Annotated in this window: 21 protein-coding genes; 18 read left to right on the top strand and 3 right to left on the bottom strand. The window is 64.0% G+C overall.

Annotated elements, in window-relative coordinates:
* Nucleotides 1-16 precede the first annotated feature (16 nt).
* The 3 genes from AC3WLT_RS02685 (at nucleotide 17) to def (ending at nucleotide 4069) form a co-directional block, all read left to right on the top strand.
* Nucleotides 17-1285 carry a cell division protein ZipA C-terminal FtsZ-binding domain-containing protein gene (locus AC3WLT_RS02685; protein WP_492590378.1) on the top strand — a complete coding sequence of 423 codons (1269 nt, stop codon included), beginning with the start codon at nucleotides 17-19 and terminating at the stop codon, nucleotides 1283-1285.
* Between the two features lie 187 nt (nucleotides 1286-1472).
* Complete coding sequence (ligA, locus tag AC3WLT_RS02680) at nucleotides 1473-3539, top strand: NAD-dependent DNA ligase LigA (RefSeq protein WP_492590377.1); 2067 nt, start codon at nucleotides 1473-1475, stop codon at nucleotides 3537-3539.
* Nucleotides 3536-4069, top strand: coding sequence for a peptide deformylase (gene def / locus AC3WLT_RS02675; RefSeq protein ID WP_492590376.1), 534 nt, complete (start codon nucleotides 3536-3538; stop codon nucleotides 4067-4069). The genes ligA and def overlap by 4 nt, the downstream gene beginning before the upstream one ends.
* A gap of 115 nt (nucleotides 4070-4184) precedes the next feature.
* On the opposite strand, the gene AC3WLT_RS02670 is transcribed toward def, so the two are convergent.
* Genes AC3WLT_RS02670 through map form a run of 3 tightly spaced genes read right to left on the bottom strand, consistent with a single transcriptional unit; the run spans nucleotide 4185 to nucleotide 9714 of the window.
* Entirely contained in the window at nucleotides 4185-6287 is a 2103-nt protein-coding gene (locus AC3WLT_RS02670) for a pseudouridine synthase (protein ID WP_492590375.1), read from the bottom strand.
* Nucleotides 6288-6293: 6 nt separating this feature from the next.
* On the bottom strand, nucleotides 6294-8873 hold the full coding sequence (locus AC3WLT_RS02665) for a [protein-PII] uridylyltransferase (RefSeq protein ID WP_492590374.1): 2580 nt from the start codon (nucleotides 8871-8873) through the stop codon (nucleotides 6294-6296).
* Between the two features lie 31 nt (nucleotides 8874-8904).
* On the bottom strand, nucleotides 8905-9714 hold the full coding sequence (map, locus tag AC3WLT_RS02660) for a type I methionyl aminopeptidase (RefSeq protein ID WP_492590373.1): 810 nt from the start codon (nucleotides 9712-9714) through the stop codon (nucleotides 8905-8907).
* Nucleotides 9715-10255: 541 nt separating this feature from the next.
* Here map and rpsB point away from each other — a divergent pair.
* The 15 genes from rpsB (at nucleotide 10256) to rnhB (ending at nucleotide 25689) form a co-directional block, all read left to right on the top strand.
* Nucleotides 10256-11008 carry a 30S ribosomal protein S2 gene (rpsB, locus tag AC3WLT_RS02655; protein ID WP_492590372.1) on the top strand — a complete coding sequence of 251 codons (753 nt, stop codon included), beginning with the start codon at nucleotides 10256-10258 and terminating at the stop codon, nucleotides 11006-11008.
* Between the two features lie 194 nt (nucleotides 11009-11202).
* Nucleotides 11203-12084 (top strand): translation elongation factor Ts, encoded by an 882-nt coding sequence (gene tsf / locus AC3WLT_RS02650; protein ID WP_492590371.1) that lies wholly within the window; start codon nucleotides 11203-11205, stop codon nucleotides 12082-12084.
* A gap of 221 nt (nucleotides 12085-12305) precedes the next feature.
* Nucleotides 12306-13019, top strand: a complete 714-nt coding sequence (pyrH, locus tag AC3WLT_RS02645) for a UMP kinase (protein WP_492590370.1) — start codon at nucleotides 12306-12308, stop codon at nucleotides 13017-13019.
* A gap of 100 nt (nucleotides 13020-13119) precedes the next feature.
* Complete coding sequence (gene frr, locus AC3WLT_RS02640) at nucleotides 13120-13680, top strand: ribosome recycling factor (protein WP_012433445.1); 561 nt, start codon at nucleotides 13120-13122, stop codon at nucleotides 13678-13680.
* Between the two features lie 169 nt (nucleotides 13681-13849).
* A complete protein-coding gene (uppS, locus tag AC3WLT_RS02635; protein WP_492590369.1) occupies nucleotides 13850-14632 on the top strand; it encodes a polyprenyl diphosphate synthase in 783 nt (260 codons plus the stop codon).
* Entirely contained in the window at nucleotides 14626-15447 is an 822-nt protein-coding gene (locus AC3WLT_RS02630) for a phosphatidate cytidylyltransferase (RefSeq protein WP_492590368.1), read from the top strand. The genes uppS and AC3WLT_RS02630 overlap by 7 nt, the downstream gene beginning before the upstream one ends.
* 10 nt (nucleotides 15448-15457) lie before the next feature.
* On the top strand, nucleotides 15458-16663 hold the full coding sequence (locus tag AC3WLT_RS02625) for a 1-deoxy-D-xylulose-5-phosphate reductoisomerase (protein ID WP_492590367.1): 1206 nt from the start codon (nucleotides 15458-15460) through the stop codon (nucleotides 16661-16663).
* A gap of 7 nt (nucleotides 16664-16670) precedes the next feature.
* A complete protein-coding gene (rseP, locus tag AC3WLT_RS02620) occupies nucleotides 16671-18080 on the top strand; it encodes an RIP metalloprotease RseP (RefSeq protein WP_492590366.1) in 1410 nt (469 codons plus the stop codon).
* A gap of 67 nt (nucleotides 18081-18147) precedes the next feature.
* Nucleotides 18148-20451, top strand: a complete 2304-nt coding sequence (gene bamA / locus AC3WLT_RS02615; protein ID WP_492590365.1) for an outer membrane protein assembly factor BamA — start codon at nucleotides 18148-18150, stop codon at nucleotides 20449-20451.
* Nucleotides 20452-20522: 71 nt separating this feature from the next.
* The gene (locus tag AC3WLT_RS02610) at nucleotides 20523-21050 is read left to right on the top strand and encodes an OmpH/Skp family outer membrane protein (protein ID WP_410831303.1); all 528 of its coding nucleotides are present in this window, start codon (nucleotides 20523-20525) and stop codon (nucleotides 21048-21050) included.
* A 73-nt stretch (nucleotides 21051-21123) separates the two neighbouring features.
* Complete coding sequence (gene lpxD / locus AC3WLT_RS02605; protein ID WP_492590364.1) at nucleotides 21124-22227, top strand: UDP-3-O-(3-hydroxymyristoyl)glucosamine N-acyltransferase; 1104 nt, start codon at nucleotides 21124-21126, stop codon at nucleotides 22225-22227.
* A gap of 184 nt (nucleotides 22228-22411) precedes the next feature.
* A complete protein-coding gene (gene fabZ / locus AC3WLT_RS02600; protein ID WP_006048683.1) occupies nucleotides 22412-22876 on the top strand; it encodes a 3-hydroxyacyl-ACP dehydratase FabZ in 465 nt (154 codons plus the stop codon).
* A 93-nt stretch (nucleotides 22877-22969) separates the two neighbouring features.
* Nucleotides 22970-23758 (top strand): acyl-ACP--UDP-N-acetylglucosamine O-acyltransferase, encoded by a 789-nt coding sequence (lpxA, locus tag AC3WLT_RS02595; RefSeq protein WP_492590363.1) that lies wholly within the window; start codon nucleotides 22970-22972, stop codon nucleotides 23756-23758.
* Nucleotides 23759-23761: 3 nt separating this feature from the next.
* Nucleotides 23762-24931, top strand: a complete 1170-nt coding sequence (lpxB, locus tag AC3WLT_RS02590; RefSeq protein WP_492590362.1) for a lipid-A-disaccharide synthase — start codon at nucleotides 23762-23764, stop codon at nucleotides 24929-24931.
* On the top strand, nucleotides 24928-25689 hold the full coding sequence (gene rnhB, locus AC3WLT_RS02585) for a ribonuclease HII (RefSeq protein WP_492590361.1): 762 nt from the start codon (nucleotides 24928-24930) through the stop codon (nucleotides 25687-25689). The genes lpxB and rnhB overlap by 4 nt, the downstream gene beginning before the upstream one ends.
* The last annotated feature ends 19 nt before the right edge of the window (nucleotides 25690-25708 follow it).

Below are 25708 nucleotides of genomic sequence, written 5' to 3'. Positions count from 1 at the left end.
TGCTGATGGAGCATGCATGGACGAGTTGACACTCGGTTTGATCGGCGCGGGTGCCGTGGTGGTCGGGGGCGTGGTCGTGTACAACGCCTGGCAGGGCGCGAAAGTGCGCCGCAAGATGCCGCGGCCGATGCCGGCCGACGCTGCCGAAACGCTGGCGCGGGACGATCAGCAGGAACAGAGCCCGTTCATCGAGCCGGCCCGGCCGACCACGCGCCGCGAGCCGGTGGTGGGTTCCGATGCGGTTGTGGAAACGGCGGCGCGCGTCGAACCGACTTTCGGTGCAGCGGCCGCACCGCTCGATACGCCGGCCGATATTCAGGCGGAGACGACTACGCCGAACGGCTATCCCGAAGCCGAAGGCGTGGCGGCTGCGGAAGGCGGTCACGCGGCTAAGGGCGGCAAGGCTGCCAAAGCCGGCGAGCCGGTCGAACCGATCCTGCCGGCCGCCACGACGATTTCGTCGGCGCCGCCCGCTATCGTCGATCGCCGCATCGACTGTATCGTGCCGATTCGCCTGAACGGTCCGGTGGCCGGCGACAAGGTGATTCCGCTCGCGCAGCGCCTGCGCCGCGCCGGCAGCAAGCCGGTGCATATCGAAGGCCAGCTTGAAGGCGGGGCATGGGAACTGCTGCAAAACGGCGCGCGCTACGAAGAGTTGCGCGCGGCCGCGCAGTTGGCCAATCGCAGCGGAGCGCTCAATGAGCTGGAGTTCTCGGAGTTCGTGACCGGCGTGCAGCAGTTTGCCGATGCGCTCGACGCGTCGCCGGAATTCCCCGACATGCTCGAAACGGTCGCGATGGCGCGCGAACTGGACGGCTTTGCCGCGCAGTGCGACGCACAACTGTCGATCAACGTGCTCTCCGACGGCGCGCCGTGGTCGGCCAACTACGTGCAGGCGATCGCCTCGCAAGACGGCCTGCTGCTGTCGCGCGACGGCACGCGTTTCGTCAAGCTCGATGCGAAGCAGAGCCCGGTGTTCATGCTGCAATTCGGCGACACCAACTTCCTGCGCGACGACCTCACCTACAAGGGCGGCCAGATGATCACGCTGGTGCTCGACGTGCCGGTGGCCGATGAAGACATCCTGCCGTTCCGACTGATGTGCGACTACGCGAAATCGCTGGCCGAGCGCATCGGCGGGCGGGTGGTCGACGACGGCCGGCGGCCGTTGCCGGAAACCGCGTTGCTGGCGATTGAAAAGCAGTTGATGACGCTTTACGCGAAACTCGAACAGGCGGGCATTCCGGCCGGTTCGCCCGCGACGCGCCGCCTCTTCAGCCAGTAACGTTCCAGTTTTTTCATGTTGTATTCGACGGCCGCACGATGTGCGGCCGTTGTCATTGGGGGCAGGGCTTCAGGCGGCGCCTCGCATGGCCGGCGAACGCTCGAAACTGGTCGTTCGGCCGATGTGAAGGGGCACGCTTTCCTGCGATAATCCAATGTCTGAATTTCACAAAGAACCTTCCGACAGCATGGCCCGAACCCCCGTCTCCAATCCAGCAACCAGCGCTCCGGCAGAGCGGGCCGCGTGGCTGCGCGCGGAACTCGAACGCGCCAACTACGCGTACTACGTGCTCGACCAGCCTGACTTGCCGGACGCGGAATACGACAAGCTCTTCAAGGCGCTGCAACAGATCGAGACGGACCATCCAGATCTGATCGTGCCGGATTCGCCCACCCAGCGTGTGGGCGGCGAGGCGGCGAGCGGCTTCGAGCCGGTCGTGCACGATCAGCCGATGCTATCGCTGAACAACGGCTTCGCGGACGAAGACATCATTGCGTTCGACAAACGCGTCGGCGATGCACTCGGCAAGAATGCGAGCGAGCCGCCGGTGCCGGTCGATTACGCTACCGAGCTGAAGTTCGACGGCCTCGCCATCTCGCTGCGTTACGTCGACGGCAATTTCGTGCAGGCGTCCACGCGCGGCGACGGCGCCACCGGCGAGAACGTCACCGAAAACGTCCGCACGATCCGTTCCATTCCGCTAAAGCTCAAAGGCAAACGCGTGCCGCGCGTGCTCGACGTGCGCGGCGAAGTGCTGATGTTCAAGCGCGACTTCGAGCGCCTGAACGAACGTCAGCGGGCCGCGGAGCAAAAGGAATTTGCCAACCCGCGCAATGCCGCGGCCGGCAGTTTGCGGCAACTCGATTCGAAGATCACCGCACAGCGGCCGCTGTCGTTTTTCGCGTATGGCATCGGCGTGCTCGAAGGCATCGAGATGCCGGCCACGCATAGCGGACTGCTCGACTGGTACAAGGAACTCGGCTTGCCGGTCAATGGCGAGCGAGCAGTGGTGCAAGGCGCCGACGGCCTGCTGGGATTTTTTCATGCGGTGGGCGAGAAGCGCGATAGCTTGCCGTACGACATCGACGGCGTGGTCTACAAGGTCAACCGGCGCGATGAGCAGGACGCGCTCGGCTTCGTGTCGCGCGCGCCGCGTTTCGCGTTGGCGCACAAATTCCCCGCGCAGGAAGCGCTCACCAAACTCGTCGCGATCGACGTGCAGGTCGGCCGCACCGGCGCGATCACGCCGGTCGCGCGGCTGGAGCCGGTCTTCGTCGGCGGCGCGACGGTGACGAACGCGACCCTGCACAATGAAGACGAAGTGCGCCGCAAAGACATCCGTATCGGCGATACGGTGATTGTGCGGCGTGCCGGCGACGTGATTCCGGAGGTGGTGAGCGCGCTGCTCGACCGGCGTCCAGACGACGCCCGCGAGTTCGTCATGCCCACGCACTGCCCGGTGTGCGGCTCGAGCATCGAACGGTTGCCGGACGAGGCGATTGCGCGCTGCACGGGCGGCCTGTTCTGTCCCGCGCAACGCAAGCAGGCGCTGTGGCACTTCGCGCAGCGTCGCGCGCTGGATATCGACGGGCTCGGCGAAAAGATCATCGACCAGCTGGTCGAGCAGAATCTGGTGCGCACGCCTGCCGCTCTGTTCAACCTCGGCTTTGCGACGCTCGCCGAGCTCGACCGTTTCGCCGAGAAATCCGCGCAGAATCTGCTCGACTCGCTCGAAAAAGCCAAGCACACCACGCTGGCGCGTTTTATCTACGCGCTCGGCATCCGCCACGTCGGCGAATCGACGGCGAAAGACCTGGCCAAACATTTCGGCTCGCTGGATCCGATCATGGACGCGTCGGTCGAGGCCTTGCTGGAGGTAAACGATGTCGGGCCGGTGGTCGCCGAGTCGATTCATCAGTTTTTCGCCGAAGAGCACAATCGCACGGTGATCGAGCAACTGCGCGCGCCCGGCAAGGTCACATGGCCGGAAGGGCCGCCCGCACCGAAGGCGCCGCAAGGCATACTGGCTGGCAAGTCAGTCGTGCTGACGGGCACCTTGCCGACGCTCGCCCGCGAAGAGGCGAAAGAAATGCTCGAAGCGGCCGGCGCCAAAGTGGCCGGTTCGGTGTCGAAGAAAACCGATTACGTGGTGGCCGGCGCCGAAGCAGGCAGCAAGCTTGCAAAGGCGGAGGAACTCGGCATCCCCGTACTCGACGAAGATGGTATGCGCAAGCTCCTGGAGGGGCAGTTATGATCCGAGAAATTCTCAAGATGGGCGATCCGCGCCTTCTGCGTATTGCTGATCCGGTCGATCACTTCGACACGCCCGAACTGCATGAACTCGTGAAAGACATGTTCGAGACCATGCACGACGCGAACGGCGCGGGGCTCGCCGCGCCGCAGGTCGGCGTCAATCTGCAGGTGGTGATCTTCGGCTTCGGGCACAGCGAGCGCTATCCGGACGCGCCGCCGGTGCCGGAGACGGTGCTGATCAATCCGACTATCACGCCCGTTTCGCTGGATATGGAAGAGGGCTGGGAAGGCTGTCTGTCGGTGCCGGGACTGCGAGGTGCGGTCAGCCGGTTTTCGATGATCCGGTATCACGGCTTCGATCAGTATGGCAAGCCGATCGATCGCGTCGCCGAAGGCTTCCACGCGCGCGTCGTGCAACATGAGTGCGATCACCTGATCGGCAAACTGTATCCGATGCGGATTACCGATTTCTCGCAGTTCGGCTTCACGGAAGTTCTGTTTCCGGATCTGGACCCGAATAGCGACGATTGATGCCGCTTTTTATCCGGCGGCGGTCGGATCATCGAGCTGCCGGGAAACAAAAAACCCACGCTTTTGCGTGGGTTTTTTGTTGGGTGAGCCTCAAGCCGGCCTTACGCGCCTGGGGTCAGAACGACTCGTCCTGCGACAGGTAGCGCCATTGACCCGGCGGCAGCGCGCCCAGCATCACGCGGCCCATCCGCACGCGCTTCAGGCCGACCACTTCGAGGCCGACCAGCTCGCACATGCGGCGGATCTGGCGCTTCTTGCCTTCGCGCAGCACGAAACGCAACTGCTCGCCGTTTTGCCAGCTGACCTGCGCAGGCTTCAGCGGCACGTCGTCGAGCGAGAGGCCGTGGCGAAGCAGCGCGAGGCTTTCCGGCGGGAAATGGCTTTCGACGTCGGTGGTGTGCTCGCCGTACGACACGCGCACCAGATACTCCTTGTCGATCGCCGAATGGCCGCCTATCAACTGCTTGGCGATGCGGCCGTCCTGCGTCAGCACCAGCAGGCCCGTCGAATCGATGTCCAGACGTCCAGCCGGCGCGAGTTGGCGCAGATGCGCAACGGAGAAGCGAATGTCCGAGCGGTCGCCTTCCCAGCGGTTTTCCGGCGTAACCAGCGTGATGGCCGGCTGATAGCCGTCTTCCGCCTGGCCCGACACGAAACCCACGGTCTTGTGGATCAGGACCGTCACCTGGCTCGCCTGCGCGGCCTCGGCGGCGGGGTCGATCTCGATTCGCTGATCCGGACGAACCTTGGTGCCGAGCGTGTCAATCCGCTCGCCGTCGACCAGCACCCAGCCTTTTTCGATCCATTCGTCGGCTTCGCGGCGCGAACACAGGCCGAGTTCGGACATCAGCTTCGACAAGCGCAAGGTGCCTGGCGCGTCTTCGTAATCACGGCGCGGCGTGCGCGGCGAGGCGTCGGCGTCCCGTTCAATTTTGGCTGAGGACGGGCCGCGCGGCTTGTCGGCGCGTGCTGGGCGGTCTTTGTCGCCGAAGCGGCGTGCGGCGGCTGGCAGTGCTTTGTCGAAGCCGCGGGCAGGGCGGTCGCTACGTTCCGTGCGCTCCCCGCGTTCGGCTCGCGGCGGCCGATCGCCGAATTCGCGTTTTGCGGGCGCTCGCTCGCCACGCCCACCACGGTCGTCGCGTGGCGCGCGGGCGGGTCGGTCCGCGCGGTCGCCGTAACCGCTTTTGACGGGTTTCGCGAATGTGCGCTCACCCCGATCGGACGAGCCGCGCTCGCCTTCATAACGGCGCGGTGCGCTGTCGCTGCGCGACGGCCGCTCGCCGGTGCGGCGCTCTTGCGGGGCGCCGCGGTCGCTGCCGAAGCGCGGCCGATCGGACGCATCGCGCTCACGGCGCAGTCCGCCTTCCGACGGACGGCCGGCACCAGGGCGGGCACCACTGAATGAGCGACGCTCGCCATCGTCGCGACGCGGCACACGGCTGCCTTCGAAACTGCGCGGCGCACGCTCACTGCGATCCGCACTGCCTTCGAAGCGGCGGGGGGCGCGCTCGGACCGCTCGCCGTCGGGACGACGCGGCGCGCGCTCACCGCGATCCGATCCGCCTTCGAAGCGTCGCGGCGCCCGTTCGCTACGATCGCCGCTGCCTTCAAAGCGGCGTGGGGCGCGCTCGCTGCGCTCGCCTTCTGCACGGCGTGGGGCTCGTTCGCTACGATCGCCGCCGCCTTCAAAGCGTCGCGGCGCACGCTCGGTGCGTTCGCCTTCTGCACGGCGTGGAGCTCGTTCGCTACGATCGCCGCTGCCTTCAAAGCGTCGCGGCGCACGCTCGCTGCGTTCGCCTTCTGCACGGCGTGGGGCTCGTTCACTACGTTCAGCGCCGCCGTCAAATCGCCTCGGCGCCCGTTCGCCACGCTCAACATCGGCCCGGCGCGGCGCACCGCCCGCACCCTCACGCCGCGGCGGGCGATCCGATGTCGCCCGGCGCGCCGCGCCGCCAGTACCAGCCGCGTCCCGCTCACGCGAAAACGACCCTTCGGCCCGCGCCGGACGCGCGCCGGCGCCCGCTGGCTTGCCTGCTGGCCGCTTGCCGCCGCCCGCCGCTGTGCCTTCACCACGCGCCCCACTAAAACCCGTCGCGGACGCCGACGGCTTCGGTCCCACCGGGTGCGTCGGCTTACGCGCCGATGCGCTTCCGGTACGGACAGGGGCGCGTTCGGACGAAGCCGGCCGCGGGTGCTTGGCTGTTAATTTGACTCGCATGAAATCTCACACTGCGATCGCGCGCAGCAGTTCGGTCTCGACCTGAATTTGCAGGCGGTTGTCCGACAGACCGTGTCCATCCAGCAGGAACACGTCTTCGACGCGTTCGCCGAGCGTATTGATCCGCGCCGAAGAGACGCCGACCCGATGCTCGGCCAGCACGCGCGCGATCGAATAAAGAAGGCCTGGCCGGTCGTTGGCCGACACGGACAGGATGTAGTATTGGCCGCGCTCGTCGGCCCGAAGATCGACGCGCGGCGTAACAGGGAAGGTCCGCGACAGCCTCGACAGACGGCCTTTCGACGGTCCCGGCAGCAGTGTGCCGTCGCCCGTCAGGCGTGCGGTCAGTTCCTGTTCGACCAGATTGGCAATATCGCGATAATGCACGTCTTCTTCGGTATGCGCGACGAGGAAATTATCGAGCGCGTACCCGTGACGGGTCGTGCTGACCCGCGCATCGAGCACCGACAGGCCGTTGCGGTCGAAATACGCGCAAATGGCGGCGAACAGGTCGGGCTGGTCCTTCACGTAAACCAGCACCTGGAGCGCCTCGCCGATCGGCGCCGGCCGGGCGCGCACGATCGGGGTCGGCGTTTCGACGTGGCGGTACAGCACGCGTGTCTGCCACGCGATATCCGCTGCGTCGTGGCGCAGGAAGTAGCCGATATCCAGCTTGTCCCATAGCGCCTTTTGTGCGCTTTCCGGCACGGTTTCGAGGCGCAGCAGCGCAAGCGCCTCTTCCTGACGCGACTTCAGTTCGGAATGCGCGTCAGGCCGTGCGCCGCCGAGCACTGCCAGCGTCGAGCGATACAGGTCTTCGAGCAGCTTGGCTTTCCACGTATTCCAGACTTTCGGGCTGGTGCCGCGAATGTCGGCGACGGTCAGCAGGTAAAGCGCCGTCAGACGCCGTTCATTGCCGACCAGTTCGGCAAACCGCTTGATCACCTCAGGGTCGCTCGTGTCCTGCTTCTGCGCGACCTGGCTCATGGTCAGATGCTGCTGGACCAGCCAGACGACCAGTTCGCCGTCGTCGCCCTCGATGCCGTGGCTGCGGCAAAAGCGCCGCGCGTCGGCCATGCCGAGCATCGAATGGTCGCCGCCGCGGCCCTTGGCGATATCGTGAAACAGCGCCGCCACGTACAGCACCCACGGCTGATCGAAATTGGCGATCAACTGGCTGCAGAACGGATATTCGTGCGCGTGCTCGGCCACCGCGAAACGGCGCAGGTTGCGCAGCACCATCAGGATGTGCTGATCGACCGTGTAGACGTGATACAGGTCATGTTGCATCTGCCCGACAATGCGCCGGAAATTCAGCAGATAGCGCCCAAGCACGCTGGTCTGGTTCATCAGCCGCAGCGCGTGCGTGATGCCGGCCGGCTGCTTCAGGATGCTCATGAAGAGGCGCCGGTTTGCCGGGTCGCGCCGCCAGTGCTGATCCATCACGTCGCGGGCGTTGTAGATCGCTCGCAGCGTGCGCGCCGACAATCCTTTTACGCCCGGCGTCTGCTCGTACAGCAGGAAGGCTTCGAGAATCGCGTTCGGTTCGCGTTCGAACACGTCGTCGCTGGCGATTTCAAGCATGCCTTGCTTCTCGACGAAGCGGTCGGACAGCACGCGCGTAATGCCGCTCGTGCTGGGGAAGAGTTGCGCTTCGATGTTCTGGATCAGGATCGTCGCGAGCTGCGTGACGGCCTTGGCCGACCAGTAATAGCGGCGCATCAGCTGTTCGCTGGCGCGCTTGGTGGCGGTCGGCTTGTAGCCGAAGCTCTCGGCCACGGGCGTTTGCAGATCGAATACCAGAATGTCCTGACGGCGGCCTGCAATCACGTGCAAGCGGGCGCGCAGCGCTTTCAGGAAGCCTTCGTTGCGGCGCAGTTCGCGCGCTTCGCGCTCGGTAATCAGGCCGCGTGCCTCGAGTTCGCGCCAGCTGCTGCCGAAGCCGGCCGCCTGGGTGATCCACAGAATCAGTTGCAGATCGCGCAGGCCGCCCGGGCTTTCCTTGATGTTCGGCTCGAGCGCATACGGCGTGTCCTGGAACTTGGCGTGCCGCTGGCGCATTTCCAGCACTTTCGCCTGGAAAAATGCGCGCGGGTCGAGCGCTTCGCGGTAACGCCGCGCGAAGTCGTCGAATAGTGGGGCGCTGCCGGTGATGCGCCGCGCTTCGAGCAGCGAAGTGCGCACGGTAACGTCGTTGGCGGCTTCTTCCAGACACTGCGACACGCTGCGCACGCTGCTGCCGAGTTCCAGCCCCAGATCCCACGCGAGGCTGATGAAGCGTTCGATGCGCGCTTCCAGATGGGCAATCGGCGCGTCCGGCAGCAAGACCAGGATATCGATGTCCGAATGCGGCGCGAGTTCGCCTCGTCCATAGCCGCCCACGGCCAGCAGCGCCAGCTCGGACGGCAGTTCGCAGGTGTTCCAGGCGGCGCGCAGCGACTCGTCGGTGGCGCGCGCGAGGGCGGCCATCAGCGCATCGACGTTGGTGGCCGTCTTGAAGCGTTCCAGCAACTGGGCTTTGGCCACTTTGTAGTCCGCCTTGAGCGACGTGGCATGGGATTGGGCGACGACTGGAACACTACTCATTGGCAGGCGGGCGAGTGGGGGCGGAAAGCGGTCAGGCAGTGGCGGCCACGACTGGCGGGCGCGCTGGCGTGCCGGCGGAGACGGTCAGCACGTCGTAGCCGGTTTCCGTGACGAGCACGGTGTGCTCCCACTGCGCCGACAGGCTGCGGTCCTTGGTCTTGACGGTCCACTGGTCCGGCATGGTGCGGATCTCGCGACGGCCGGCGTTGATCATCGGCTCGATCGTGAAAATCATGCCCGCCTGCAATTCGAGCCCGGTGCCCGGGCGGCCGTAGTGCAGAATCTGCGGATCTTCGTGGAACACCGTGCCGATGCCGTGGCCGCAGTATTCGCGCACCACGCTGTAGCCCTGCGCTTCGGCATGCTTCTGGATCGCGTAGCCGATGTCGCCCAGATGCGCGCCAGGGCGCACCTGATCGATGCCGAGCCACATGCATTCGTAAGTGGTCTGCACGAGGCGTTTGGCCAGGATCGACCCTTCGCCGACGATGAACATCCGACTCGTGTCGCCGAAATAGCCTTCCTTGATCACGGTGACGTCGATATTCAGCGCGTCGCCGTTCTTCAGCGTCTTGTCGCCCGGAATGCCGTGGCAGATTACGTCGTTGACCGAGATGCAGGTGGCTTTCGGATAGGGCGGATAGCCGGGCGGCTGGTAATTCAGCGGCGCCGGAACCGTGCCCTGTACCTTGAGCATGTATTCGTGGCACAGCCGGTCGAGTTCGCCGGTGGTGATGCCGGCCGTGACGAGCGGCGTGATGTAGTCGAGCACCTCGCTTGCGAGCTTGCAGGCGACGCGCATTTGCGCGATATCGTGTTCGTTTTTGAGCGTAATAGCCATGGGTCGGGCCTGAAATGCGATTTATCTAGGGATTATCGCACCATATTCCGGCCGCCGCAGGCTTTTGCGATAGGGCCGGCGCGCTTTGCGGCCATGTCCCTGGCGTGTTTCGGGCACCTTGAGCGCGGCTGCAAGGCTGGTTTTTGCGGGTGCGGATCGAAACTGGCCTTCGGTCGCGCCGCTGCCGGTCGCGCGCTGCGGAAGGCCGGTCGCAAAAAGGCAGGTGCAACCCGGCCGCGGCAAACAGGAGCTACCGCGCGGGTTGAGTCGGTCGATAGTCGCGTGCTATAATCTCTGGCTAAGTCGATCCTTGTTCTCATTTGTGCTGTATAGCTGCGGCGTACGTGGCGAGAGAGGAAGGGGAGGCCGCTGCTCATGGCGATAGTTGCCTGCGCCATGAGTGAGGCAGTACCAGGCAGCAGACTCAAGGCAGCAAGACTCGCAAGCCGGCGCACCCAGGGTGTCCGTCGCGTTCAGCCGGAGAAGGCAGGCGCGGCCGATACGGCAGCCGGCTTAAGACCCAACCCTCGCGGAGAATTTCATGGCAGTTACCATGCGTCAAATGCTGGAAGCCGGTGTCCACTTCGGTCACCAAACGCGCTTCTGGAACCCGAAGATGGCTCCTTTCATTTTCGGTCATCGCAACAAGATTCACATCATCAACCTCGAAAAGACGCTGCCGATGTACAACGACGCGCTGAAGTACGCGCGTCAACTGGCGGCGAACCGCGGCACGATTCTGTTCGTCGGCACGAAGCGTCAATCGCGCGACACGATCGCTGAAGAGGCACAACGCGCTGGCATGCCGTATGTCAACGCACGCTGGCTCGGCGGCATGCTGACCAACTTCAAGACGCTGAAGGTTTCGATCAAGCGCCTGAAGGACATGGAAGCAGCGCTGGAAGCAGGCGAAACCGAACGCATGAGCAAGAAAGAAGCGCTGCTGTTCGAACGCGAAATGCTCAAGCTGCAAAAGTCGATCGGCGGCGTGAAGGACATGGGCGGCATTCCGGACGCGATCTTCGTGGTCGACGTCGGCTACCACAAGATTGCCGTCACCGAAGCGAACAAGCTCGGCGTGCCGGTCATCGCCGTGGTCGATACGAACCACTCGCCGGAAGGCGTGGACTACGTGATCCCGGGTAACGACGACGCCAGCAAGGCTGTCGCTCTGTACACGGCTGGCGTGGCTGACGCTATCCTGGAAGGCCGTGCGAACGCGGTCAACGAGGTGGTGCAAGCTGCCCGTGGCGGTGAAGGCGACGAGTTCGTCGAGGTCAACGGGGAAGCGTAAAGCTACCCCGTGTCCGGCAAAAAAAGGGGGCTTTCTACAGGCCCCCTTTTTTTAAGCCGCGACATTGTGGTGGGGCGTCGCAAACGATGCCCGAAACGTTGTTTGTAAAAAATACGCACAACGCTGAAACGAATTCTTGCCGCCGGTATCGAAGTCCGGGCGGCGTGTGACAGACGGAACTCAAGGAGCAAATGATGGCGGCAATTACCGCAAGCATGGTTGCAGAACTGCGCGCGAAGACCGACGCGCCGATGATGGAATGCAAGAAGGCGCTGACGGAAGCCGAAGGCGACATGGCGCGTGCTGAAGAGCTGCTGCGCGTGAAGCTGGGCAACAAGGCCAGCAAGGCAGCGTCGCGCGTGACGGCTGAAGGCGTGGTTGCATCGTTCATCGGCGGCAACGCTGGTTCGCTGGTCGAACTGAACTGCGAAACCGACTTCGTTTCGAAGAACGACGACTTCCTGGCTTTCTCGAAGCAGATCGCTGAGCTGGTCGCTACGCAAAACCCGGCTGACGTCGCCGCTCTGTCGGCGCTGCCGCTGGAAGGCTCGACGGTCGACGCAGTGCGTCTGGCGCTGGTCGGCAAGATCGGCGAAAACCTGTCGATCCGCCGTTTCGTGCGTTTCGAAACCTCGAACAAGCTGGCAGCGTACCTGCACGGCACGCGTATCGGCGTGCTGGTCGAGTACACCGGCGCGGACGAGCAGGTCGGCAAGGACGTCGCAATGCACATTGCGGCAATGAAGCCGGTCTCGCTGTCGTCGGAAGACGTGCCGGCGGATCTGATCGCTAAGGAACGCAGCATCGCTGAACAGAAGGCTGCCGAATCGGGCAAGCCGGCTGAAATCGTCGCCAAGATGGTCGACGGCAGCGTGCAGAAGTACCTGAAGGAAGTATCGCTGCTGAACCAGACGTTCGTTAAGAACGACAAGCAGACGATCGAACAGATGCTGAAGGCCGGCAACTCGAGCGTGCAGAAGTTCGCGTTGTTCGTGGTCGGCGAAGGCATCGAGAAGAAGCAGGACGACTTCGCAGCCGAAGTGGCCGCTCAAGTCGCTGCTGCAAAGCAGCAATAAGTCTCGCGTAAGTTTTACCGCAGTACCGTTGGACCCGCGGCGGAGCAAGACTTTGCCGCGGTCGGCAGCGCCGCAAGGCTGCGCGCGGGTTGACCCTCGCCGCGCAGCCGCCGCAGGCGAACCTTGGGGTTCGTGAATTTGGCGGCGCTTGCCCGAATCAGCATTTCACCCCTACATTAGTCCCTTGTTGTTGCCCTGTTCTGCGCGATCTGGATATCTCTATGCCCACTGCCTATAAACGCGTCCTGCTCAAACTCTCCGGCGAAGCTCTGATGGGCGACGATGCCTTCGGCATCAATCGCGCGACCATCGAACGAATGGTGGCGGACGTGGCCGAAGTGGTTCGGCTCGGTACGCAGTTGGCCGTGGTGATCGGCGGCGGCAATATTTTCCGCGGCGTCGCGGGCGGCGCGGCCGGCATGGACCGCGCCACGGCCGACTACATGGGTATGTTGGCCACGATGATGAACGCGTTGGCGCTGCAGGACGCAATGCGCCACGCCGGTATCGAAGCGCGCGTGCAATCCGCGCTGCGCATGGACCAGGTGGTTGAGCCGTACATCCGCCCGCGTGCGATTCGCCAGCTCGAAGAAGGCAAAGTCGTGATTTTCGCGGCCGGTACCGGCAACCCGTTCTTTACGACGGACACGGCCGCTGCGCTGCGCGGCGCGGAAGTCGGCGCGGAAGTCGTGCTGAAAGCCACCAAGGTGGACGGCGTCTATTCGGCCGACCCCAAGAAAGACCCGAGCGCGACCCGTTACACCACGATCAGCTTCGACGAAGCGATCGGCCGCAATCTGCAGGTGATGGACGCTACGGCGTTCGCGCTGTGCCGCGACCAGAAGCTGCCGATCCGCGTGTTTTCGATCGTCAAGCCGGGCGCGCTCAAGCGCATCGTACTAGGCGAGGACGAGGGCACCCTCGTCCACGTGTAAACTCTCGTTCACATAACGTGGGCTTTGACGCGAGCCCAGGCCGCCGTCTTTCGCGCGCGCTGGCCGGCTCGCTCCGTTTTGAAGGTTCGGAGGTTTAAAAATGTCTGTGGCTGATATCAGGAAGGGCGCTGAACAAAAGATGCAGCGCTCGATCGACGCGTTCAAGAACGATTTGTCGAAGATCCGTACGGGCCGTGCGCACACGGGCCTGCTCGATCACATCCAGTGCGACTACTACGGTTCGCCGGTGCCGATTTCGCAGGTTGCGAACCTGACGCTGATCGACGCACGCACGATCGGCGTGCAGCCGTGGGAAAAGAAGATGGTCCAGGTCGTCGAAAAGGCGATCCGTGAATCGGACCTCGGTCTGAATCCGGCCACCCAGGGCGACGTGATCCGCGTGCCGATGCCCGCGTTGACCGAAGAACGCCGCCGCGAACTGACCAAAGTGGTCAAGAGCGAAGCGGAAACGGCCAAGGTGGCAGTGCGCAACCTGCGCCGCGATGCAAACGAGCAACTCAAAAAGCTCGTGAAAGACAAAGAAATTTCAGAAGACGACGAGCGTCGTGCAGGTGACGACGTCCAGAAGCTGACGGACAAGTTCGTCGCTGAAATCGACAAACTCGTGGTGACCAAAGAAGCCGAGATCATGACGGTCTGAGGCCGGTTGGCTCTCAAGAAAACGCCGGGCCGCCCCAAGTTTTCCGCCCCGCAGGAAGTCCCCTTGGGGGATTGCCCCCTCGGGGGCTTGGCGCGAAGTGCCAAGTTTGGGGGCACTCAGTATTTTCAGGGTTTCCACTTCTTTTTTTGCAGTCACTGTCCCGACGGCCATGACCTATACCAGCTCAACCGTGCGCGTGCCTGATGTCGCAGCGGTGCCGCGACATATCGCGATCATCATGGACGGCAACGGCCGTTGGGCGACCCAGCGGCGCCTGCCGCGCGTGGCCGGCCATACGCGCGGCGTCGACGCGGTGCGCTCGGCCGTCGAGGCTTGCGCACGCCAGGGCGTCGAATATCTGACGCTGTTCGCTTTCAGTTCGGAAAACTGGCGCCGTCCGACCGACGAAGTGTCGTTCCTGATGCGCCTGTTCGTCACGGCGCTCGAGCGCGAAATCGGCAAGCTGCACGCGAACGGCATCCGTCTGCGGGTTGTCGGCGATCTGTCGAAGTTCGACACGCGCATCCGCGATCTGATCAAGCGCGCAGAGACCAAAACCGCGCGCAATACCCGTCTCACGCTGACCATCGCCGCCAATTACGGCGGCCGCTGGGACATCATGCAGGCTACCCGCAAGCTGGCCGAGCAATCGGCGCTGGTGGGGCAGGCGGTCGATATCAACGAGGAATCGTTCGCCGAACACCTGTCGATGGCCTATGCGCCCGAGCCGGATCTCTTCATCCGCACCGGCGGCGAGCGCCGCGTCAGCAACTTCCTGCTGTGGCAACTCGCGTACACCGAGTTCTACTTCACCGACACCTTCTGGCCGGATTTCGACGCCGACGCCCTCGGCCACGCCATCGCTTCGTACGCGGAGCGTGAGCGCCGCTTCGGCCGCACCAGCGCTCAACTCGAGCCGCAATCGCAGAACGTCGATTCGCTTCCATGCTAAAAACCCGTGTCATCACGGCGATCATCCTGCTGGCGGTATTCCTGCCGGTCACGTTGTTCGCGCCGGTGGGCGCGTTCGGCGCGCTGATCGCATTCGTCGTCGTGTTCGCTGCGTGGGAATGGGCCCGTCTGCTGAAGCTCGGCGGCGCGGGGCCCGTCATTTATGCGCTGATCGCCGCTGTGGCGCTGGTCGCGAGCACGCGCCCCGGCACCGGCGTCGAAGAGTCGCGGCCGCTGTTTCAGGCGGCTGCCATCTTCTGGGTGATCGCAGGGCCGTTCGTGCTGTTGCGCAAGCCGACGCTCGCGCAGGGCGCGTGGCGTGCATTTCTATTCCTTGCCGGCATTGTGATATTCGTCGCGTGCTGGCATGCTCTCGTCGCCGCGCGCATGAAGGGTGTGCCGTTTGTGCTGTCGTTGCTGCTATTGGTATGGCTGGCTGATATCGGCGCATACTTCTCAGGTAAAGCCTTCGGAAAACATAAGCTCGCGTCTGCCATCAGCCCGGGTAAAACCTGGGAGGGCGCGATCGGCGGCTGGCTGGTGGTGATGATCGTCGCGGCGGCGGCGGTCTTTTTGCACGCGTTCGAGCCGACCCTGTATTCTGCGCTGCTGGCGCAATTGGGCGCCGTGCGCACGCTGCTCGCACTGACCGTGCTGGTGGCATTCAGCGTGGTGGGCGACCTGTTCGAATCGATGTTGAAACGCCAGGCCGGAGTCAAGGATTCAAGCGGCCTGTTGCCAGGGCACGGTGGCGTGCTCGACCGCATCGACGCATTGTTGCCGGTGCTGCCGCTTGCCATGCTGCTCGTCGGCTAGAGAAAGAGATATGCAAAAACGTCTAACATTGCTCGGTTCCACGGGCTCGATTGGAGATAGCACGCTCAACGTCGTCGCGCGACATCCCGAGCGCTTTTCGGTTTACGCGCTCTCCGCGCATCGCAACGGCGACAAGCTCGTCGAACAATGCCTGCGCTTTCAGCCCGAAGTCGCCGTAGTCGGCGACGCCGATACGGCCGCGCGTGTCGCGGCGAAGCTGCGCGAAGCCGGCTGCAAGACCGAAGTCACGTTCGGGCCGCAAGCGCTTGTCGACGTGTCGAAGAGCGACGGATGCGATACGGTGGTGGCGGCGATCGTCGGCGCCGCGGGCCTTGCGCCGAGCCTTGCCGCGGCGCGCGCCGGCAAGCGCATTCTGCTCGCCAACAAGGAAGCGCTGGTGATGTCCGGCGCGATCTTCATGGACGCGGTGCGCGACAACGGCGCGGTGCTGCTGCCGGTGGACAGCGAACACAACGCGATTTTCCAATGCCTGCCGCGCGAAGCCGCGGCGCATGGCGGTGTGTCGAAGATCATTCTGACGGCCTCGGGCGGCCCGTTCCGCGCCCGCGAACCGGCCACGCTCGTCGACGTCACGCCGGAAGAGGCCTGCAAGCATCCGAACTGGGTCATGGGTCGCAAAATTTCCGTGGACTCGGCCACGATGATGAACAAGGGCCTCGAAGTGATTGAGGCGCACTGGCTGTTCGGCCTGTCGGGCGAACGTATCGACGTGCTGATTCATCCGCAGAGCGTGATCCACTCGCTGGTGTCGTACGCCGACGGCTCGGTGCTCGCACAACTCGGCAACCCGGACATGCGCACGCCGATCGCGCACGCGCTGGCGTTTCCGGATCGGGTCGATTCGGGCGTCGCGCAACTGGATCTGGCGGAGGTCGCGTCGCTGTCGTTCGAAAAGCCGGACTACACGCGCTTTCCGTGTCTCGCGCTCGCCATGAAGGCGCTGGCCGAAGGCGGGGTCGCGAGCGCGGCCTTGAATGCCGCAAACGAAATCGCTGTTGAAGCGTTCCTGTCGCGCCAGGTCGGCTTCATGGCGATTGCCCAGGTGGTCGACGCGGTGCTCAACGCGTTGCCGAACCGCAGCGCGCATGCGCTCGAAGACGTGATCGAAGCTGACGCCGCCGCGCGTCGCGCCGCTGCCGAATTCATCGCGCGTCTGCCGGACGGCGCTCGTCGCACGGAACGCGCCGTCCAGTGAGGCGCTTATGAATCTGCTGATCGAACTGCTTGCCTTCGCGGTCGCGATTGGCGTACTCGTGGTCGTTCACGAATACGGCCATTACAGCGTTGCGCGCCTGTGCGGCGTGCGCGTACTGCGCTTTTCGATCGGTTTCGGCAAGCCGCTGTTCCAATGGGTGAGCCCGAAGACGGGTACCGAATGGACTGTTGCCGCGTTGCCGCTCGGCGGCTATGTGAAGATGCTCGACGAGCGCGAGACGGGCGCGCCGATTGCCGCTGAAGCGTTGCCGTATGCGTTCAACCGGCAGTCGGTGTGGCGCCGTATCGCGATTGTCACGGCCGGGCCCGTAGCCAATTTCCTGCTGGCTATCGTGCTGTTCGCGCTCGTGTTCGCGACCGGCGTGACGGAACCCGCGGCCGTGGTCGCGGCACCCGCGCCGAATACGCCGGCGGCTTTGGCCGGTTTCGACGGCGGCGAAACCATCGTCGCGGTGCGCGCCGAGAATGCCGGTGAATCGGAGCCGGTGCGTTCATGGTCGGACCTGCGCTGGAAACTGTTGGGCGCGGCCTTCGATCACAGGCGTGTCGTGCTGAGCGCAAAGGATGCTCACGGCACCTCGGATTTCCAGCTCGATCTGCGCGGCATCACCGAGAAAGAGGTCGACGACGACTTTATGTCGCATCTCGGCTTCGAGCCGAGCGGTGGCAAGCTGACGGTCGCGGGTGTGCAGCCCGGCAGCGCGGCGCAAAAGGCAGGCCTTGTAGCCGGTGACCGCTTGCACGCGGTCGACGGCATGCCCACCGACAATGCCACGGCATTCATCGCGTATGTGAAATCGCACGCCGGCAAGCCGCTCACGCTGCAAGTGGAGCGCGGCGGGCAAGGTGCACAGGGTACGCAAGCTACGCAGGCCGCAGGCAAGCTCGAAGACATCCGCATCGTGCCGCAGTCGCAGCGCGACGATGCGACGGGTCAGCAGATCGGCCGCATCGGTGCGGAACTGGCGACCCAGGTGCCGTCGATCGACGTGCGTTATGGGCCGATCGAGAGTCTGCAACTGGGCGCGCGCCGCACCTGGGATCTCGCGGTGTACTCGGTGCGCATGTTCGGCCGGATGATCGTCGGCGAGGCTTCGCTGAAGAATCTGTCCGGTCCGGTGACGATCGCCGATTACGCAGGAAAGAGCGCACGTCTGGGTCCTTCTGCATTCCTGTCGTTCCTGGCCCTTGTCAGTATTAGTCTCGGTGTACTGAACCTGTTACCAATTCCGGTATTGGACGGGGGTCATCTGTTATATTATTTGGTTGAAGCTGTGACCGGCAAAGTTGTCTCCGATCGCTGGCAACTCGTTTTTCAGAGGGCGGGGCTCGCCTGCATCGTCGCGTTATCGGCGATCGCGCTGTTCAACGATCTGGCTCGTTTAATCCATTTTTAAAGTGTCCGGCGGCGCTCACGATGGCGACCGCCTGACCTGATGCAGCTATACACACTGGGGAAGCACGTTGTTTAAACCTCATCGCTTTGTTCCAAAGACGGTTATAGCCGCGGCGTTCGCCGCGCATGGGCTGGTTGCTCACGCAACGACGCCCTTCGTGGTGCAAGACATCCGGATCGAGGGATTGCAACGCGTCGAACCTGGTACCGTGTTCGCGTACCTGCCGATCAAGCAAGGCGACACCTTTAGCGACGACAAGGCTTCCGAAGCCATTCGCGCGTTGTACGCCACCGGCTTCTTCAACGACGTCAAGATCGCGACCGAAGGCAACGTAGTCATCGTGCAGGTGCTGGAGCGTCCGGCGATCGGCACGATCGATTTCGCCGGCATCCATGAATTCGACAAGGAAAACCTGACCAAGGCGCTGCGCGCGGTCGGTTTGTCGCAGGGCCGGTACTACGACAAGGCGCTGGTCGACAAGGCCGAGCAGGAACTGAAGCGCCAGTATCTGACGCGCGGCTACTACGCCGCCGAAGTCACCACCACGATCACGCCGATCGACCGCAACCGCGTGTCGGTACTGTTCTCGGTGGCCGAAGGCCCGAGCGCGAAGATCCGCCAGATCAACTTCATCGGCAACAAGGCGTTCAGCACCGGTACGCTGCGCGACGAAATGCAGCTGTCCACGCCGAACTGGTTCTCGTGGTACACGAAGAACGACCTGTACGCGAAAGACAAGCTCACCGGCGACCTCGAGAACGTCCGCTCGTATTACCTGAATCGCGGCTACCTCGAGTTCAACATCGAATCGACCCAGGTGTCGATCACGCCGGACAAGAAGGACATGTATCTGACGGTCACGCTGCATGAAGGCGAGCCGTACACGATTTCGAACATCAAGCTGGCGGGCAATCTGCTCGACCGCGAGGCGGAGCTGTCCAAGCTCATCAAGATCAAACCAGGTGACCGCTTCTCGGCTGAAAAGCTGCAAGCCACCACCAAGGCGATCGTCGACAAGCTCGGCGAATACGGCTATGCGTTCGCTACCGTCAACGCACAGCCGCAGATCGATCAGGCCAACCACAAGGTCGACCTGACGCTGCAAGTGGATCCGAGCCGCCGCGTGTACGTGCGCCGCATCAACGTGGTGGGCAACACACGCACCCGCGACGAAGTGGTGCGTCGCGAAATGCGCCAGCTCGAAAGCTCGTGGTTCGACTCGAACCGTCTCGCGCTGTCGAAAGACCGGATCAACCGTCTCGGCTACTTCACCGACGTGGACGTGACCACCACGCCTGTGGAAGGCACGCCGGACCAGGTCGACGTGGACGTCAAGGTGGCCGAAAAGCCGACTGGCGCAATCACGCTGGGTGCAGGCTTCTCGTCGACCGACAAGGTGGTGCTGTCCGCGGGCGTGTCGCAGGACAACGTGTTCGGTTCGGGCACGAGTCTCGCGGTGAACGTGAATACCGCCAAGACGTACCGTACGCTGACGGTCACGCAAGTGGACCCGTACTTCACGGTCGACGGCATCAAGCGGATTACCGACGTCTACTACCGTACGTACCAGCCGCTGTACTACTCGACGGATTCGAGCTTCAAGATCGTCACGATCGGCGGCGACCTGAAGTTCGGCATTCCGTTCTCCGAAGTCGACACGGTCTACTTCGGCGCGGGCCTCGAGCAGAACCAGCTGGATATCGACGCGAACACGCCGCAAAGCTACACCGATTACGTGAACCAGTTCGGCCGCCGCTCAACCAACGTGCCGATCACGGTGGGCTGGTCGCGCGACGCGCGTGACAGCGCGCTGGTGCCGAGCCGCGGTTACTTCACGCAGGCGAACGCCGAATACGGCACGCCGATCGGCGGCACGCAGTACTACAAGGCCGACATCAACGCGCAGTACTATTACTCGTTTGCGCGCGGCTTCGTGCTGGGCTTCAACTTCCAGGGCGGTTACGGTAACGGCCTCGGCGGCAAGCCTTACCCGATTTTCAAGAACTACTACGCGGGCGGTATCGGTTCGGTGCGTGGCTACGAGCCGAGCTCGCTGGGTCCGCGCGATGCCAAGACGAACGACCCGATCGGCGGGTCGAAGCTGCTGGTGGGTAACGTCGAACTGACGTTCCCGCTGCCGGGCACGGGCTACGACCGCACGCTGCGCGTCTTCACGTTCCTCGACGGCGGTAACGTCTGGGGGACGGAGGGCAAAAGCATCGGCGCGAACGGCCTGCGTTACGGCTATGGTGTCGGCCTGGCGTGGATCTCGCCGATCGGCCCGCTCAAGCTCAGCCTGGGCTTCCCGCTTACGAAGCACACCGGCGACCAGTATCAGAAATTCCAGTTCCAGATTGGGACGGCATTCTGATCCGGCGGCGGGCGACCCCGGCGACGGGCGGCTCCCGACGGTGGGCCCGGCCAAACTACAGTATCGAGAGGATGACTTTGCGAACCGGTATGTTTTCGAAACGTGTGGCGTGCGCACTGGCGCTGGCAATGACCTTGGGTGTGGGCGTGGCGCACGCGCAGGAAGCCAGGATCGCCGCGGTGAATTCGGACCGCATCCTGCGCGAATCGGCTGCCGCGAAGGCCGCGCAGGTCAAGCTCGAGGCCGAGTTCGCCAAGCGTGACAAGGACCTGGCCGACATGGCGCAGAAGCTGAAGTCGATGTCCGATTCGCTCGACAAGAACGGCGCGTCGATGTCGGCGGCTGATCGCGCACAGAAGCAGCGCGATCTGTCGCAGCTGGATACCGACTTCCAGCGCAAGCAACGCGAGTTCCGCGAAGACCTGAACCAGCGCCGCAACGAAGAGCTGGCGGCGGTGCTCGATCGCGCCAACAAGGTGATCAAGCAGATCGCCGAGGCGCAGCACTACGACCTGATCGTTCAGGAAGCGGTGTACGTGAGCCCGCGCATCGATATTACCGATCAGGTCCTCAAGGCGCTCGCGGCGTCGGGCAACTGAACGTGCCGGGCGGCCCGTAGAACCGGGCCGCGGAACTGACAAGCTGGACTGAACTGCAGGAGACAGGATAGGCATGGCATTTACGCTCGAGGACATCGTCCAGCGGTTCGGCGGTGAAGTAGTCGGAGACGGTTCGCAGCGCGTCAGCAGTCTGGCGCCGCTCGACCAGGCAGGCCCGAACCAGTTGGCGTTCCTCGCCAATCCGAAGTATTTGTCGCAGGTCGAGACGACCCGTGCGGGTGCGGTGTTGATCAACGCCGACGACCTCGTCAAGCTCGGCTCCCGCGACGCCCGTAACTTCATCGTCACGCCGAATCCGTACGCTTACTTCGCGCGCGTCGCGCAAACCTTCATCGACATGGCTGCGCCCAAGCCGGTGCCCGGCGTGCATCCGAGTGCGACGATCGATCCGTCGGCGCAGATTGCCGCGAGCGCGGTGGTCGGTCCGCATGTCACGGTGGAAGCGGGCGCGGTGATCGGCGAGAATGCGCGGCTGGACGCCAATGTGTTCATCGGCCGCGGCACGCAGATCGGCGCGAGTTCGCACCTGTATCCGAATGTCGCGGTGTACCACGGCTGCAAGCTCGGCGAGCGCGTGATCGTGCATGCGGGCGCGGTGATCGGTTCGGACGGTTTCGGCTTCGCGCCTGATTTCGTCGGCGACGGCGACGCGCGTACTGGCAGCTGGGTGAAGATTCCGCAGGTCGGCGGCGTGTCGATTGCGGAGGACGTCGAAATCGGCGCGAACACCACGATCGACCGTGGCGCAATGGCCGACACGATCATCGAAGCGTGCGTGAAGATCGACAACCTCGTGCAGATCGGCCACAACTGCAAGGTCGGTGCCTACACCGTGATCGCCGGTTGCGCGGGGATCGCCGGAAGCACGACCATTGGCCGCCATTGCATGATCGGGGGCGCGGTCGGCATCGCCGGGCACGTCACGCTGGCCGATTATGTGATCGTCACGGCGAAGTCGGGCGTCTCGAAGTCGCTGTTGAAGCCCGGCCTGTACACCAGCGCTTTTCCGGCCGTGAACCATGCGGACTGGAACAAGAGCGCCGCTTTGCTGCGTAACATCGACAAACTGCGCGACCGTATCAAGGCGCTTGAAGCGGGTGCCGCGGCCGACGGATCGGTCAAGGCAGCCGGTGGTGCCGCGGGCGACAAAGCCTGAGATATTAGGGGCAGCCTGCCGGCACCGCGTAAAATAGCGGGCAAGCATCAAGAAGCAAGTCGGTTGCCGTGACCGGGTGGCATGGCCTCCGGGTCACGGCAACCGTCGGCAGCACGCGTTACCAACCCACCTGCACCAGCATCCGCAGTCATCATCGCGCAGTCAATGCGCGAGCAGAAACACCATGAGCACCGAAAAAATCAATCTCGACATTCATAAGATTCTCACGCTGCTGCCTCATCGTTATCCGATCCTGCTGGTCGATCGGGTGCTCGAACTCGAACCGCACAAGAGCATCAAAGCGTTGAAGAACGTGTCGATCAATGAACCGTATTTCCAGGGTCACTTTCCGACCCGCCCGGTGATGCCCGGCGTGCTGATTCTCGAGGCGCTCGCGCAAACGGCGGCGCTGCTGACGTTTTCGGAAGAGCCGAGCGATCCGTCGAACACGCTGTACCTGTTCGTGGGCATCGACAATGCACGCTTCAAGCGCGTGGTCGAACCGGGCGATCAGCTGATCCTGAACTGCACGTTCGAGCGTCACATGCGCGGCATCTGGAAGTTCAAGGCGCGCGCCGAGGTGGATGGCGTTGTGGCGGCGGAAGCCGACCTGATGTGCGCGGTGCGGCACACGGACAAGGACGCTTAAGTCGTCGGGAATTCAGCGTCGGGCAGTCAGCGGCTGGTCGCAAGCCCTGCCCAGCCCATCCAGACAACGCAACAGAATCAGAAGCGAGGACGCATGAGCAGGATTCATCCTACTGCGATCGTCGAACCGGGCGCACAACTCGACGAATCCGTCGAAATCGGACCGTATGCCGTGATCGGCGCGCACGTGACGATCGGCGCACGGACCACGGTCGGTTCGCACAGCGTGATCGAAGGTCACACGACGATCGGCGAAGACAACCGGATCGGCCACTACGCATCGGTCGGCGGCCGTCCGCAGGACATGAAGTACAAGGACGAGCCGACCCGGCTCGTGATCGGCAACCGCAACACGATCCGTGAATTCACCACGATCCACACCGGTACGGTGCAGGACGCGGGTGTCACCACGCTCGGCGATGACAACTGGATCATGGCCTACGTGCACATCGGTCACGACTGCCACGTCGGCAGCAACGTCATTCTGTCGAGCAACGCGCAGATGGCCGGTCACGTGACGATCGGCGACCACGCGATCGTCGGCGGCATGTCCGGCGTGCATCAGTTCGTGCGCATCGGCGCGCATTCGATGCTGGGCGGCGCGTCGGCGCTGGTGCAGGACATTCCGCCGTTCGTCATCGCGGCAGGTAACAAGGCCGAGCCGCACGGCATCAATGTCGAAGGTCTGCGCCGCCGCGGCTTTTCGCCGGATGCGATCTCGGCGCTGCGCTCGGCGTACCGGCTGCTCTACAAGAACGGCCTGTCGCTGGAAGAAGCGAAGGTGCAGTTGCGCGAACTCGCGTCCGCGGGCGGCGATGGCGATGAGCCGGTGCAAACGCTGCTCGCGTTCGTCGAAGCGTCGCAGCGCGGCATCATCCGCTAACCGATGGTATTGCAACCGAGTCCGCTGCGCGTCGCCATGGTGGCCGGCGAGCCATCCGGCGATCTGCTGGCGGCGTCGCTGCTCGACGGCCTTGCCAGCCGTCTGCCCGCCGGCACCCAGTACTACGGGATCGGCGGCCCGCGCATGATCGCTACGGGGTTCGACGCGCACTGGCCGATGGAAAAGCTGACGGTGCGCGGCTACGTCGAAGCGCTGCGGCATATCCCCGAGATTCTCGGCATCCGCAACGAGCTGAAGCGCCAGTTGCTCGCTGAGCCTCCATCGGTGTTCGTCGGCGTGGATGCGCCCGATTTCAACTTCGGCCTCGAACATCCGCTGCGGGATGCGGGCATTCCGACGGTTCACTTCGTCTGCCCGTCGATCTGGGCGTGGCGCGGCGGCCGGATCAAGAAGATCGCCAAAGCGGTCGACCACATGCTGTGCGTGTTCCCGTTCGAAACGGCGCTGCTGGAGAAGGCGGGCGTCGCGGCGTCGTACGTGGGGCATCCGCTGGCTGACGAAATCCCGTTCGAGCCCGACACGCTGGGCGCGCGCCGCACGCTCGGTCTGCCGGAAAGCGGTCCGGTCATTGCGGTGCTGCCGGGCAGCCGGCGTTCGGAAATCGATCTGATCGGTCCGACGTTCTTCGCCGCGATGGAGATGATGCAGCACCAGGAGCCAGGCTTGCGTTTCGTGATGCCGGCGGCCACGCCCGCATTGCGCGAAATGCTGCGGCCGCTGGTCGATGCGCACCCGGGTCTCGCGCTGACGATTACCGACGGCCAGTCGCAGCTGGCGATGACCGCGGCGGACGCGATCCTCGTCAAGAGCGGCACGGTAACGCTCGAAGCCGCGCTGCTGAAAAAACCGATGGTGATCTCGTACAAGGTGCCCTGGCTGACCGGTCAGATCATGCGCCGGCAAGGCTATCTGCCGTACGTCGGCTTGCCGAACATTCTGGCCGGGCGTTTCGTGGTGCCGGAAATTCTCCAGCATTTCGCCACGCCCCAGGCGCTCGCCGAGGCCACGCTGAAACAGTTGCGCGACGAAGCCAACCGGCGCACGCTGACGGAAATCTTCACGGAGATGCATCACGTGCTGAAGCAGAACACCGCGCAGCGTGCGGCGGAAGTCGTGGCGAACGTCATCGCAACACGGAAGGCGCGGCCGTGACGACTGCACGCGCACCACGCCGCAAGACCGCAGGCGTCGCCGGAGCGGCGGCCCAGCAGGCGGGCCTGAACTTCGAAGCGCCGGATGACATCGTCTGCGGCGTCGACGAAGCAGGGCGCGGGCCGCTGGCCGGCCCGGTGGTCGCGGCGGCGGTCATTTTTGACCCGTCGAAACCGATGATTCGCGGCCTCGACGATTCGAAAGCGCTCACCGCCAAAAAGCGCGACGAACTGTACGACAAAATTGTCGACCGGGCGCTCGCGTATTGCATCGCGTCCGCCACCGTCGAAGAAATCGATACGCTGAATATCCTGCACGCCACGATGCTGGCGATGAAGCGCGCGGTCGAAGGCTTGTCGGTGGTGCCGACGCTCGCGAAAATCGACGGCAATCGTTGCCCGGCGCTGAGCATTCGCAGCGAGGCGATCATCGGCGGCGACGCGCTGGTCAAATCCATTTCGGCGGCGTCGATCCTCGCGAAAGTCACGCGCGACCGGATGCTGCTGCAACTGCATGAGGCCTATCCCGTCTACGGCTTCGACGCGCACGCCGGCTACGGCACGCCGCAGCATCTCGCGGCGCTGCGCGAGCATGGGCCATGCGAGCATCATCGGCGCTCGTTTGCGCCGGTGCGCGAAGCGCATTTGCGATTCGGCACGGGCGTGCCGCTGTCGTCGGGCGACGTGATCGTCGTGCCGGACACGATCACCGACGCCATGCTCGACGACGACGCCTTCGGCGAACGTACTGGCGCCTGAGCGCCGTGTAGCCTCGCGC

It is taken from the genome of Paraburkholderia sp. FW306-2-2C-D06C (assembly GCF_058781505.1).
The sequence above is the reverse complement of the archived record's forward strand: the minus strand, read 5'-3'. Positions and strand labels throughout refer to the sequence as shown.

What these genes read in the sequence shown, in the direction of transcription:
- frr (WP_012433445.1), top strand. Translation starts at nt 13,120, where the DNA reads ATGTCTGTGGCTGATATCAGGAAGGGCGCTGAACAAAAGATGCAGCGC.
- ligA (WP_492590377.1), top strand. Translation starts at nt 1,473, where the DNA reads ATGGCCCGAACCCCCGTCTCCAATCCAGCAACCAGCGCTCCGGCAGAG.
- AC3WLT_RS02610 (WP_410831303.1), top strand. Translation starts at nt 20,523, where the DNA reads ATGACTTTGCGAACCGGTATGTTTTCGAAACGTGTGGCGTGCGCACTG.
- rseP (WP_492590366.1), top strand. Translation starts at nt 16,671, where the DNA reads ATGAATCTGCTGATCGAACTGCTTGCCTTCGCGGTCGCGATTGGCGTA.
- AC3WLT_RS02685 (WP_492590378.1), top strand. Translation starts at nt 17, where the DNA reads ATGGACGAGTTGACACTCGGTTTGATCGGCGCGGGTGCCGTGGTGGTC.
- AC3WLT_RS02625 (WP_492590367.1), top strand. Translation starts at nt 15,458, where the DNA reads ATGCAAAAACGTCTAACATTGCTCGGTTCCACGGGCTCGATTGGAGAT.
- rpsB (WP_492590372.1), top strand. Translation starts at nt 10,256, where the DNA reads ATGGCAGTTACCATGCGTCAAATGCTGGAAGCCGGTGTCCACTTCGGT.
- AC3WLT_RS02665 (WP_492590374.1), bottom strand. Translation starts at nt 8,873, where the DNA reads ATGAGTAGTGTTCCAGTCGTCGCCCAATCCCATGCCACGTCGCTCAAG.
- pyrH (WP_492590370.1), top strand. Translation starts at nt 12,306, where the DNA reads ATGCCCACTGCCTATAAACGCGTCCTGCTCAAACTCTCCGGCGAAGCT.
- lpxB (WP_492590362.1), top strand. Translation starts at nt 23,762, where the DNA reads ATGGTATTGCAACCGAGTCCGCTGCGCGTCGCCATGGTGGCCGGCGAG.
- fabZ (WP_006048683.1), top strand. Translation starts at nt 22,412, where the DNA reads ATGAGCACCGAAAAAATCAATCTCGACATTCATAAGATTCTCACGCTG.
- lpxD (WP_492590364.1), top strand. Translation starts at nt 21,124, where the DNA reads ATGGCATTTACGCTCGAGGACATCGTCCAGCGGTTCGGCGGTGAAGTA.
- def (WP_492590376.1), top strand. Translation starts at nt 3,536, where the DNA reads ATGATCCGAGAAATTCTCAAGATGGGCGATCCGCGCCTTCTGCGTATT.
- AC3WLT_RS02670 (WP_492590375.1), bottom strand. Translation starts at nt 6,287, where the DNA reads ATGCGAGTCAAATTAACAGCCAAGCACCCGCGGCCGGCTTCGTCCGAA.
- map (WP_492590373.1), bottom strand. Translation starts at nt 9,714, where the DNA reads ATGGCTATTACGCTCAAAAACGAACACGATATCGCGCAAATGCGCGTC.
- tsf (WP_492590371.1), top strand. Translation starts at nt 11,203, where the DNA reads ATGGCGGCAATTACCGCAAGCATGGTTGCAGAACTGCGCGCGAAGACC.
- uppS (WP_492590369.1), top strand. Translation starts at nt 13,850, where the DNA reads ATGACCTATACCAGCTCAACCGTGCGCGTGCCTGATGTCGCAGCGGTG.
- AC3WLT_RS02630 (WP_492590368.1), top strand. Translation starts at nt 14,626, where the DNA reads ATGCTAAAAACCCGTGTCATCACGGCGATCATCCTGCTGGCGGTATTC.
- lpxA (WP_492590363.1), top strand. Translation starts at nt 22,970, where the DNA reads ATGAGCAGGATTCATCCTACTGCGATCGTCGAACCGGGCGCACAACTC.